Below are 11,292 nucleotides of genomic sequence, written 5' to 3' on the forward strand. Positions count from 1 at the left end.
TTCTTTCATAAAAGAAGTTTCGTAATCTATTTATTCTCATCGATAGCGTAATACTAATATTATCTGTATTACTAGCATGCTCTTATACTTGTACACTATTGATTACTCGTATTTACGCTGCTGAAATCTCGTATTTACGCTGCTGAAATCTCGTATTTATACTACTGATTATTCGTATTTGTACTGTTAATATTTGTATCTGTACTACTGAAATATTTATATGAATTTTAAAAAACAAAAGGAAGCCTGACATTGAACCTGGAAGAGCTCGCAGCAAGGATAAAAAACTTCGAAGGGGTTACCCGAAAAAAACAGATTGAGGACATTGTTTCAGTTTTCGAAGCCGTTCGTCCTGAGTATCAGAACGCGATCGTTGATTTTGGAGACGATGCGGCAGTTATTGACATAGGAGGAGATGATGTTATCCTCTTTGCAGCAGATGGAATCTGGGGAAGGTTACTGGATGCCAGTCCCTGGTGGGCAGGTTATGGAGCTGTAGTTGTTAACGTAAACGATATCGCAGCAATGGGGGGAAAGCCTCTTGCTATGGTAGATATTGCTTCTTCAAGCTCCGAGACAGCCTGTAAGGAACTCATGGAAGGCCTGGCTGAAGGAGTTCGAAAATTCGGGGTTCCGCTTGTAGGTGGGCACGTTCATCCTGATACTGATTATAACTCTATTTCAGTTGCTATTATCGGGATAGTGAAGAAAGATTGTGTAATCCGGAGCGACACTGCCCGGTCCGGAGACCTGGTTATTGCAGCTTACGATATGGACGGAAAAATAGGGCCAAATTCCCCTTATAGCTGGGATACAACATCTTTTAAAGATCCGGCAGTGCTCAGGAAGAGCTATCTAGTAACCCAGGAAATTGCAAAACGAAAACTTGCTACAGCAGGAAAAGACATAAGCAACCCAGGGCTTATAGGGACACTTGGCATGCTCTGTGAAACAAGCAGAGTTGGTGCATCTGTAGACCTTGAAAAAGTCCCGAGGGCCAAAAACGTGGATTTTGAGCAGTGGCTAAAAGTGCATCCCGGAACAGGATATGTGTTTACTGCAGATCCGGAAAAGGCAGAAGAATGCAGAAAGGTCTTTGAAGAAGCCGGGCTTACGGCTGCTATTATCGGAAAAATCGAGGCAGGATTAAAACTCGATATTCATGATAAAACAGGTAGAGTTACAGTATTTGATTTTTCAAGGGAAAGCATTACAGGCATCTGTTCCGAATAATAGAGGTTTTCCTGTCCTCTTTTCTTTTTTAATGTCTTTTATTTTTTATCTTTTAAAGCTTAATCTTTTTAAGTTTATGTCTTTAAAGTTCACATCTTTAAAGTTTACATTTTTAAAGTTTACACCTTCGTATTTTCGTCAAAAAAGATTAATTTTCATTATTGTTTTTCAATCCGGAATTTTATTTTCTTCATGCTACTGGCCCGAAGAGATTTTACCGGATTGAGAAAACTTGCGGGATTATTTGTGAAATCTAGCCGAATTGAGAGTCTTTAATTAGTTACGGGTTTTCTATCCAGGCTTTCATTTCTTCATAGAGGAATTTTTCAGCAGCCTGAACTTTCTCCAGAGGGCCACGGAGAACCAGGAGTTCTCTTTCTTCGCTGTTTGCTATGCCTACGAACATCTTTCTGGTGACAGGTTCAAGCCCGAACTCTTCAACAATATCGTAAATAATAGATACAACCGTGCCTGGGGGGATTATTAGATCATACAGTTCTTCAATTTTAAAATCCTCGCATCCTTTCTCTTTTTCCTTTTCAAGTTGCTTTGAGGCAATTAATTCTTCCAGATTAAGTGTCTTGTGCATCCTGGGGTCACCTTCTTATTTTTCCTTCTTATTTTTCTATTTGTAGCTTCTATCAGTTTCGATTAGCTTCAATAAAAAGAAGCAGGTTTAGTAAAGTGGAAAGGCTTTTTGTTTGTGCATTGTTAAAGTAACGTACATTGTTAAAGTAATGGATATTGTTAAAGTAATGGATAAGGTAAATCAAACTAAGCATTAAACGATGTTAAACGTTAAGATCTCTCAGGTAGTTAATCAGATCTTTTTATATCAACTTATGATAGGTATAATCATATTTATGATTGATTCTCATGGGCATTATCTGTTATGACCTGAATATTTAATTCAAATTACATAATCATTAGATTATAATATTGTTTCATAATTCATGAAGCTATTATGACTCTGGATATAATTAGATGCGAACTTGGACGAAAGTAGAGAAAAACATATTCTGGACTCCCGTATTAGAAATATCTGAGAAATTATTCTATCTCATGTCAAATTATAACCAATGTTAAATATGAGCAGAGTTAAAGTACTAGAGGTACAATTTGAAAAAATAGTAACGTCTCCTTTACTTATTATGATGTACTGTAACGTAAGTAAGCATACTGCAATTTAAATAAATATATAAAAATGTAAGGGAATGTGAGGGAAAAGGTACTAAGCAGACCGATTCTAAGCAAACTTTATCTGAGATGAAACTCTCTTATAAGAGGATAGCAATGCAGAAGTATAAATTGAAGCGCGGTTTTAAGCCTGATATTGACAGGATTTATTCTGTAATGGCGGAGTGTTTTCCAGGGGAGATTTCCAGAAATGAAGGAGTCCTTGAAACTTCCTATGGTGCTATGTCAAAGATACAAGTCCGGATTGAAAATAAAATGCTCTCTGTGGACACGGTTTCCGATGACACCGTAACTGATGATGAAACTGTCCTGCAGACCAATAAGGCCTTCCGGGATTTCCTGTATAAGGCTACCGGCTACACAGCAAAAGAGCGAGTAAAAAATGCCAAGAAAGAAGTCAGTGGGAAGTAAAACTCCTGACTACTTAACCTTATTTTGAAATTTTTTCTACCTAACACCCTACCATGAGGCATCTTTTTGAGTGGCGATTTTCTGGAAAAACTGAAGAGCTTTGAGATTCCCACCTGCCTGCGGGTCTGCTGCGGAACCGACGGTTCGGTGACCTTTCTGCTGGAAATAATGACACGAAAGCCGGTAAGTGTAATAACTGAGTCCCAGTATACCATTAAGGCTGACAAAACGATTGCTGCCCTTCTGGGCGTGGAAGAAGGCAGCGAGGTAAACGATAGAATAGTCAGGCTCTCTGCAGGGGGCACAACCTTTGTCCATGCAAGGTCCCTCTCTCCGCTGGAACGCATGCCTGATACCATGAAGGAACAGCTCATGAGGGCAGACATCCCTATCGGCCGGATCCTGCGCAGCCATAACCTTGAAACCAGGCGCGATATGGCTGAACTTGAAATCCTGGAAGGAGAACCAACTTTTGGTGGCATACCTATCCTTTCCCGTTCCTACAAAATAGTCCACAACAACCACGTCCTTATGTGGATTAACGAGCGCTTCCCTATCGATGAGCGCTGGAATTTATAAGGGGATATCTCAGGGAATGACAAACTAAGCAATAAAATTGGAACAAAATAGCTTTTTTGAAACATGCCTTCCTATTTTATTTAAAACAAACTTGCAAATTTTATAGCAGTCTGGGAGAAAATCCCACCTATTTCTGCTTTCAGTCGAAACCTTTATATCTCTGCTGTGATATTTTGGAGATGCTCTTTGAGCATCAGTGCCTTGGTGGCTTAGGGGTATAGCGCGTCCTTGGTAAGGACGAGGTCGCGGGTTCAAATCCCGCCCGAGGCTTACTACTACCAGTTTAAAGCCTTACTTTCACTTTGCTTGGATTTTGTGTATATAATATAGTTTCCAAGAAGGTAGATAGTATGAGCATATATGATCATGATAAGGCTTTAAACGCAGTAGAAAATAGGGTAGAGCAGGCAAATTACTGTGCTGACAATATAAAGCTGATTTTTAAATTTGAGAATTACTTTTTTGCCAATGGCTTATCCAATGTTCAGGTTTTGAAATACTTGTCACATCTTAACGTGATTGCAGGATGGACAGATACCAGCTTTTCGTCGATGGAGCTTGAAGAAGTTCAGGCTATTGTTGCAAGGATTGAACGTTCAGATTGGGCTGAATGGACAAAACACGACTATAAGCTTACCGTAAAACGTCTTTTTACATGGCTTGGTATGGAAGAGAAAATCAAATGGATTAGAATTTCCATGAAGATGAACTCTTCCAAGTTGCCTGAAGAACTTATTTCAGAAGACGAAATTAAGCGAATGATCGAGGCTGCCGAGCACCCGCGGAATAAAGCAATTGTAGCAGTTCTCTATGATACAGGAGCACGTATTGGTGAGATGGGTTCGCTTAAGATTAAGCTATTGTCTTTGACCAATATGGTGCCATCCTGACTGTTAACGGGAAAACTGGGATGAGACGTGTCCGGACTATATTCTCTGTCCCTTATCTTGCTGCATGGCTTGACATCCATCCTAAAAAGAATAACCCAGACGCCTACCTCATGCGTGAGCCTTTGGATCATGAGGGTTTCTACAGAGCCCGAATATTGTATATGCAGCAGGTTGATAATTTATCGCCAGGTGTATAGTCTACATTTCTTTACACCATAGTTTACTTGAAGTTTTCAGGATTGTTGGTCCGGTATCATCCCTGTTAAAACATCACAAAATCAAGTGGTAAAAGTGCAAAACACGCCTTATTCTCCCCTAGATTAACTAATGTAATTATGAGTTAGTTAACAATTTAAATCTGAAAACAATTTCGGAAAAACTATAATATGTGGAAGATATACTACCTAAAAAGGTGTAAAAATGAAATTTAGATCTTTGACCTTTTTTCTCCTGTTGTCAATTTTGGCACTTCTCTTGCTGTCAACGACAGTTCAGGCAGCTGAATACAGAGAAGTTAATACCAAAGTTAAAGCAGAGGATATCCTGAAAAATATAGAGAGTGGGAAAGATATATACCTTGAAAATTGTCGTATAGTCGGTGAACTCAATTTAAGTAATGTTGAACTTAAAAAGGTCTCTAAATATAATCGGATACCTTGGTACTATTACGAAGAGGACCCTGATCCAACTGATAGTGAAGAAGGAGTTGTTGAAGGCAACATCACATTCATTAACTGTAGTTTTGATAGTGACCTCGATTTCTCAAAAGCTCTATTTAGTAGATCTGTTTTATTTCATGAAGTAAATTGTTCTTCCAATGCTACTTTCGGAGCATCCTTTTTTAATGGAACTTCCAACTTTTATAAGACAACTTTTAATAGAACCTCAAATTTCACCTCTACGAATTTTAATGATAATGCAAACTTTTCTTTTACAACATTTAGAGGTCAAACATCCTTCAAGGGAGCGGATTTTAATGATACAGCCTACTTCAATAAAGTCATTTTTGGAAGTAATAGTAATGAAATAACTGACTTCTGCGATGTGGGTTTTCGCCATTCTGTCTATTTTGAGGAAACAACTTTTAACGATATTACTAACTTTGATAGTACTTTATTTGATGGTTTTGCCAGTTTTCAAGGGTCGATATTTAACAATACGACCTCCTTCAATGAAGCTAATTTTCATGATTTTACCAGTTTTCAAGGGTCGATATTTAACAATACGACCTCCTTCAATGAGACTAATTTTCATGATTTTGCCAGTTTTGAAAGGTCAACTTCTAAAGTAGGGTCAACTTCTGCAGTAGATACTTATTTCAATATGGACTCTTTTGATGGTACTATCAGCTTCAAAAATGTGATTTTTAAAGGCACTTCCGAGTTCTTGAACGCTTCTTTTGATAGTCCTACAGAATTTACTAGTGTACTTTTTAATAATGATGCATTATTCCAAGGTGTAAAGTTCAATGATCGTGTCAAATTTACTCTTGTAAAATTTCAAAGTTCTACAGATTTCTCAGATGTGGCTTTTAATGATATTAGCAGCTTTTACGGAGTAAGTTTTAAAGGTCCTACCTATTTCGGAAATGGAACTTGGGGGTATTCCACCCATAGTACAACTTTTAAATATTGTAACTTTTATGAAGTTACTTTCAATAATAATGCCGACTTTGTGGGACCTTACTCACCTCGAAATATATATTCAGATGGAGAAAGTAGTCAGACATTTATTGAATATTACAAAAGATTCGGGAAATATGACGAAGCGGATACTATATATTATAACTACCGAGATTCATCTCTAAAACATAAATTAATTTACGCTGCAAAATCAAAATCTATCTATGATACCCCACTTTTGATAGACTTTCTTACTTTAATTACTTGTGGTTACGGTGTAAGACCTTTAAATTCACTCTATTTTGGAATGATTATGACTTTCTTATTTTCCATAATCTATGCAAAAGGTCCAACTATATCTTTGGTAAGTACTAGTACCGAAACAACGCCTATTAAATTTCGTTTTCAGGGACCAGGAATAGTGCGAACAGATGCTTCTGAAAATCAGCATCAGAAAGTTTCCTTTTGGGATGCTTTGAATTTTAGCATAACCACGTTCATTTTTATGAGTCATAATAACTGGGATGCTAAAGATAACTTCAGGAAATGGGCTACCCTTGAAGGAGTTATTGGTTGGATAACCCTTGCAATTTTTATGGCTACTCTTACCAATGTGCTGATAAGGACTTAATATTTGGACAATCAATAAAATAGGGTCCTTCCAAATCAGTACTAAAACTAAGGGCATAAAATGCTTATTTTGGATAATAGGTATGCATTTAGAGTTTCCCCAATTAAGGTACATTCTAAAAATCAATTTTTTATATAAATAATCCATAATACTCTTTTAAATCAAGAAAAAAGCGAGATAAATACTTTATTCTTTTACAATTTATGTTTATCTATAAATAAGGCATCTGATGTCATTTTCATCCATACAAAATTCAATGTTAAAAGTAAGGATAAATCAACGTTTAATTTTCCAATTAAAGTACTTAAGTCATTTAAACAGCAAACAGATCATTTAATGAATGTACCTTAACTGGGGGAGAGCTGACACTATATTATATTTGGAAAATAAGTTTAATATCCCTTAAAAAACTAATCCTTTTTCAAGGGGTCTAAATAAAAAGCTTCTAAATCCAACTAAAATATAATCAACAGTAACTCTAAAATGAAATTTAAGCGTTCTAACTAATTACATTATGTATATCCAATCAGCTAGAGTCTACATCACGTATGAAACAGGTCTAGTTGTTTCATCTTGTCCTCTCAAGTCCGTAAGCAGGTTCGGTCTCCCCATCCACCTCTATCTCTTATTCAGTTACATATAGGTAGACATTTATAAAAAGTTCCCCACTCCTTTTATGCTTGACCTTTTTATTTTTTAATTTAAATCCTTATTATCTTTTCACCGTTATGTAATTGGACATTGTTTTCATGTTACTACCGTTAGCAGTCTCTGCTACTAAGCTCACAGTATATTTTCCCTTTTTACTTATTTTTGCACAGGGTTCTTGGTTTCGCATTTTAAATAGCGACCATGTAAACGTAGTATTTATTATCAACTTCATATTCCCATACTATTTTATTACCAAAAATAGCAGGATATGTTGATCCACTAGCGCTAATTCTCATTTTCTTATTAGTGGAAATGTCATATATGTAGATAGGCTGGTATACTGATCCACTAGCGCTAATTCTCGTTTTCTTATTAGTGGAAATGTCATACATGTAGATTCCATGATTTGTATAAACAGCATCTTTTCCACCATCCTCTTCCCACACTATCTTGTCACCGTAGATATCAGGCGATGTTTGATCATCTAGACTAGAGGTAATCTGAGTTTCCTTTTTAGTAGAAAGATCATACATGTAGATGTTATGATCTTCAACTTCGTTCCCATATCCATTGGAATAAAAGGTGGTATTTTCCCATACTATCCTGTCCTTATAGATAGAAGGATGATCTGCTGGTCCATTATTGCTAATTTTCATTTTCTTATTCGTAGAAAGGTTATATATGTATATACCATGTAGCCAATCATCGTTTCCATCTCGTTTATCGGTGTATACTATCCTATTGCCATAAATAGCAGGACTAATTGCTGATCCACTGTTGGTTATTTGAATTTCCTTTTTAGTGGAAAGGTTATACATGTAGATATCAACTTTTTGGTTGTGTATTTCTTGCCACACTATCTTATCCCCGTAGATATCAGGATTTATCCATGCTTTCCCACTAGTGGTTATTTGAGTTTCCTTTTTGGTGGAGAGATCATACATGTAAATATCATGCAAGTAAATATCTTCTTTTGTGGAATACGCGAGAGCATTGCGATTATCGATGTACACTATCCTGTCACCATAAATATCAGGATCGTATGCACTTCCACTGGTGGTAATCTGAGTTTCCTTGGAAGTGTAGAAATCATACATGTAGATGTTATTACCACTATTGCTGTACCGTTCTCCCCATACTATCTTATCATCAAAGATTTTAGGCTCGTTTTCATATACACATCCGTTTTCATGTACACATCCACTGGCAGTTATCCGAGTTTCATTGGTCTGAACTGTATTATCTGTATTATCATTCACAGCAGCTGCTAATACTACAGAAAAAACCAAAAGCAAAAGCATAATATGTATTTTATTCACTACGCTCATCTCGGATTTTAACTTAGAAATATAATTCAGTTAATTAGGTATAAGGCACCGTACTTAACTTTTTTCTTTTAACCCATAATCTATAAATGGGCTGCCGAGAAGATGCTTGACGAGACAGTAGAGTGACGTAACTAATAAAGAGTAGACAAATCAATCTTGCAATCAGACAGTAGAGTGATGTAACTGATAAAGAGTAGACAAATCAATCTTGCAATCAGTGTGCAGTAATCTCTGCTTATTGCTACGACATGATAAGGAATGTCAGTCGGAATTGGATTATGATAGCCAGGAAGGGAGAAATATTCATAAATCAATTAAATATATGTTTATCCTTAAACTTTACATCCAAGATAAAGGATAAATATATAAACTCATACATCCAATTGGATAAAAAGGCTTTTAACTGGAAGGCGATTTCCCGCCCGAGGCTTTTTTGCTTTTTTTCAATTTTTTCAATTTTTTCTTTATATATGAGGTTCAAACCTAAGTTCCGCATTTTTAGGCGCATAAATGTCTCCTGATATCTAAGTATGCGCTTAAATTTAAGCACATGATCTTTGTATTAGAATTTCAAGATCATGACCTATTGACTTCATGTATTTTTATTACAACACATATGCGCTTAATATTTGGGAACTAAGGTTCAAAACCCATTTTCCATTGGAAAGTCTCCGGATGATGGTAGGTATATAAACTAAATGTTTCTGCACGTTTGGGATCTATAGAAAATTTTGCTATTTCTGAAAGGAACAAAGAGTTAATTTCAATCGAATTTATTTATGTTATTATTTCCTTTTACGGAATTTGGAGCGGTGGCGCAAACACAACTCATTGCTTGCAGTAGGGTGCGCCAGCGCAACTTTGATTCTATGTCATATAAGAATTTAGAATTAAGAATCTAGGATTCATGATCGATTACTGGAGACTTTAGAGCAAAATCGTTTTGAGAGAGATATCAAGTCTAAAAATAAGCCTTTTGATAGCTGTTTACTGTTTCTTATTTTTACTTCTACTTACTTAAGTGATACACGAAATATTAATAGTTTAAATTAATAATTCATATGAAAGGCTTTTATATTTTTGTTATAATATGCTTATATTGTGGAGATGGATAATGCGGGGCTGTTAAGTGATTTTTTTTCAACTTTCTTGAGGTTCTGTCAAGTTATGGAAGCTAAGGAATTTTTCAGCTATAGTTAAACCTATAAAATGGTCAGCCCTCGTAAACTCAAAAACACAGTAAATTATATAAAGAGGTGAAGTCTTAATGAGTGATCGATTTCCTCCGAAAAAGAGAGGTCAGAAACCAAAATTCGATCATGAAAAAATCGAAGAACTACTCAAAGCAGGTGAGAAACCCTTTAAGATTATGCTTATGTTGGGTTGTTCTTATGGGGTTTTACGGTATGTACGAAAGAAAATGGGAAGAAAGAAAGTATAATTTTGAAAAGATATTCATTTGTATTCGGTTAAGATACGATCTATAAGAAATGTGTTGCTTTTAATGCATTTTCCTGTTAACCTATTAAGTTTATTGAGTCATTGAGGGTGAAAAATATGGCTAAAAGACTATTTGCAATCATTTGTACCTTCTTATTTATAATAGGTCATATGTTCAAGCGATGGAAACATATGCAAAAATCTGTTGTCTGGAGAGGATTTTTAAGTGAATCTATGTGGGTAGATGACTACAAAAATCTATCACTTTTCAAGAAGTTGGTTTTTTGGGTGAATTATCCTTTCTCTTATGCTAAATTTTTATGGGTTATCGTATGGGATCGTATTGACAGATTATGCTTTAGGGATTCAAGAGCAAGATATACTAAAGTAAGGATGAAATTCCATAAATCCTGTAAAATGCAATAATATGAAAAGTTATCAGTTATCTCGTATCAATAACCATTCTTCCATTTTCAACATTATCTGCAGTCCTTTCAGTATTATCTGCAGTCCTCAAACTTTTCTCAAGGATTGGAAATTGGGGAATTTTAACCGTCGAAAATGGTGAATTCTTAATCACCGTTGTCAACTTTTAAAGTTAACGTTGTCCACTATCAATTTATTAATGAATTTAGTCTTGGCAAGTAAACAAATTTTTTCACATAGATTTCTGTGCCTTAAATCTTACAGTATAATTCCAGAGATTTCCTTCAACTTTATCCAGGACAAAGCCAGCTTTTTCTCCTAACTTAATAGTAGTAGATTTTAACGGGTAATCTGGATCAGGTAAAAACTCTGTTACTGCAAGAATTCCGCCGGGCTTTAGGACTCTTTTTATCTCCTTTAAAGCCCTATTTCTGTCTGGGAGTTCCTGAAGAACTGTTACCGTATATACCAAATCGAATGAATTGTCATCAAAGGGCAGTTTATGCACATCTCCTTCTACAAGTTTGATATTTTTTATATCTCTGTTTTCTGGTCTGGATAGTTTCTTCTTTAGCTGCAGTAACATTTTTGGTTGAATATCAAGAGCGTATACTTCTCCTTTAATTCCACTAGCCTTTGCAGCAAAAGTTGTAAACGCTCCGCTTCCGCATCCAACCTCCAGAATACGCATTCCTTCTGTTATCCCACTTCGTTTTATCACTTTATCAGGAGACTGCAATTTTCTTCTAAAATCGCTATCTAAAAAAGGTCCCACAAATGCTGGCGGTGAACATGCATAAAATCTTTTTATAATTCTTAATGCAATTTGCAATAAAACAAAAAAACCTAAAATTTTTAGTAAAATCGTTGTAAGTACCCGCATA

General features: G+C 35.8%; 10 protein-coding genes and 1 tRNA gene. 8 read left to right on the plus strand and 3 right to left on the minus strand.

Features of this window, described 5'->3' with window-relative positions; genetic code table 11:
- Positions 1-252: 252 nt before the first annotated feature.
- On the plus strand, positions 253-1,233 hold the full coding sequence (locus MSBRW_RS04585; protein WP_011305171.1) for a methanogenesis marker 2 protein: 981 nt from the start codon (positions 253-255) through the stop codon (positions 1,231-1,233).
- 280 nt (positions 1,234-1,513) lie between these two features.
- On the opposite strand, the gene MSBRW_RS04590 is transcribed toward MSBRW_RS04585, so the two are convergent.
- On the minus strand, positions 1,514-1,822 hold the full coding sequence (locus MSBRW_RS04590; protein ID WP_011305170.1) for a hypothetical protein: 309 nt from the start codon (positions 1,820-1,822) through the stop codon (positions 1,514-1,516).
- A gap of 704 nt (positions 1,823-2,526) precedes the next feature.
- Between MSBRW_RS04590 and MSBRW_RS04595 the strand changes: the two genes are divergently transcribed.
- The 6 genes from MSBRW_RS04595 (at position 2,527) to MSBRW_RS04615 (ending at position 6,563) form a co-directional block, all read left to right on the plus strand.
- Complete coding sequence (locus MSBRW_RS04595; RefSeq protein WP_011305169.1) at positions 2,527-2,841, plus strand: DUF5611 family protein; 315 nt, start codon at positions 2,527-2,529, stop codon at positions 2,839-2,841.
- A gap of 66 nt (positions 2,842-2,907) precedes the next feature.
- On the plus strand, positions 2,908-3,420 hold the full coding sequence (locus tag MSBRW_RS04600) for a chorismate--pyruvate lyase family protein (RefSeq protein WP_011305168.1): 513 nt from the start codon (positions 2,908-2,910) through the stop codon (positions 3,418-3,420).
- 198 nt (positions 3,421-3,618) lie between these two features.
- Positions 3,619-3,690 (plus strand) — tRNA-Thr (locus MSBRW_RS04605).
- 80 nt (positions 3,691-3,770) lie between these two features.
- Positions 3,771-4,310, plus strand: coding sequence for a site-specific integrase (locus MSBRW_RS04610; protein ID WP_048102314.1), 540 nt, complete (start codon positions 3,771-3,773; stop codon positions 4,308-4,310).
- A gap of 20 nt (positions 4,311-4,330) precedes the next feature.
- Positions 4,331-4,507: a hypothetical protein gene (locus tag MSBRW_RS21755; protein WP_155398112.1), complete on the plus strand. Its 177-nt coding sequence runs from the start codon at positions 4,331-4,333 to the stop codon at positions 4,505-4,507.
- A 223-nt stretch (positions 4,508-4,730) separates the two neighbouring features.
- Positions 4,731-6,563: a pentapeptide repeat-containing protein gene (locus MSBRW_RS04615; protein WP_011305167.1), complete on the plus strand. Its 1,833-nt coding sequence runs from the start codon at positions 4,731-4,733 to the stop codon at positions 6,561-6,563.
- Between the two features lie 839 nt (positions 6,564-7,402).
- On the opposite strand, the gene MSBRW_RS04620 is transcribed toward MSBRW_RS04615, so the two are convergent.
- Positions 7,403-8,473 carry a hypothetical protein gene (locus MSBRW_RS04620; protein ID WP_230669961.1) on the minus strand — a complete coding sequence of 357 codons (1,071 nt, stop codon included), beginning with the start codon at positions 8,471-8,473 and terminating at the stop codon, positions 7,403-7,405.
- Between the two features lie 1,336 nt (positions 8,474-9,809).
- Between MSBRW_RS04620 and MSBRW_RS21760 the strand changes: the two genes are divergently transcribed.
- Positions 9,810-9,983 (plus strand): hypothetical protein, encoded by a 174-nt coding sequence (locus tag MSBRW_RS21760; protein WP_155398113.1) that lies wholly within the window; start codon positions 9,810-9,812, stop codon positions 9,981-9,983.
- Between the two features lie 657 nt (positions 9,984-10,640).
- Here MSBRW_RS21760 and MSBRW_RS04635 read toward each other — a convergent pair.
- Positions 10,641-11,291 (minus strand): class I SAM-dependent methyltransferase, encoded by a 651-nt coding sequence (locus tag MSBRW_RS04635; RefSeq protein WP_080565315.1) that lies wholly within the window; start codon positions 11,289-11,291, stop codon positions 10,641-10,643.
- Between the last annotated feature and the right edge of the window lies 1 nt (position 11,292).

Origin of the sequence: Methanosarcina barkeri str. Wiesmoor (genome assembly GCF_000969985.1) — an archaeon.
GTDB classification, from domain to species: domain Archaea; phylum Halobacteriota; class Methanosarcinia; order Methanosarcinales; family Methanosarcinaceae; genus Methanosarcina; species Methanosarcina barkeri_B.

Coding starts and splice junctions, on each gene's coding strand:
- MSBRW_RS04590 (WP_011305170.1), bottom strand. CDS start 1,822: ATGCACAAGACACTTAATCTGGAAGAATTAATTGCCTCAAAGCAACTT.
- MSBRW_RS04595 (WP_011305169.1), top strand. CDS start 2,527: ATGCAGAAGTATAAATTGAAGCGCGGTTTTAAGCCTGATATTGACAGG.
- MSBRW_RS04610 (WP_048102314.1), top strand. CDS start 3,771: ATGAGCATATATGATCATGATAAGGCTTTAAACGCAGTAGAAAATAGG.
- MSBRW_RS21755 (WP_155398112.1), top strand. CDS start 4,331: ATGAGACGTGTCCGGACTATATTCTCTGTCCCTTATCTTGCTGCATGG.
- MSBRW_RS04615 (WP_011305167.1), top strand. CDS start 4,731: ATGAAATTTAGATCTTTGACCTTTTTTCTCCTGTTGTCAATTTTGGCA.
- MSBRW_RS21760 (WP_155398113.1), top strand. CDS start 9,810: ATGAGTGATCGATTTCCTCCGAAAAAGAGAGGTCAGAAACCAAAATTC.
- MSBRW_RS04635 (WP_080565315.1), bottom strand. CDS start 11,291: ATGCGGGTACTTACAACGATTTTACTAAAAATTTTAGGTTTTTTTGTT.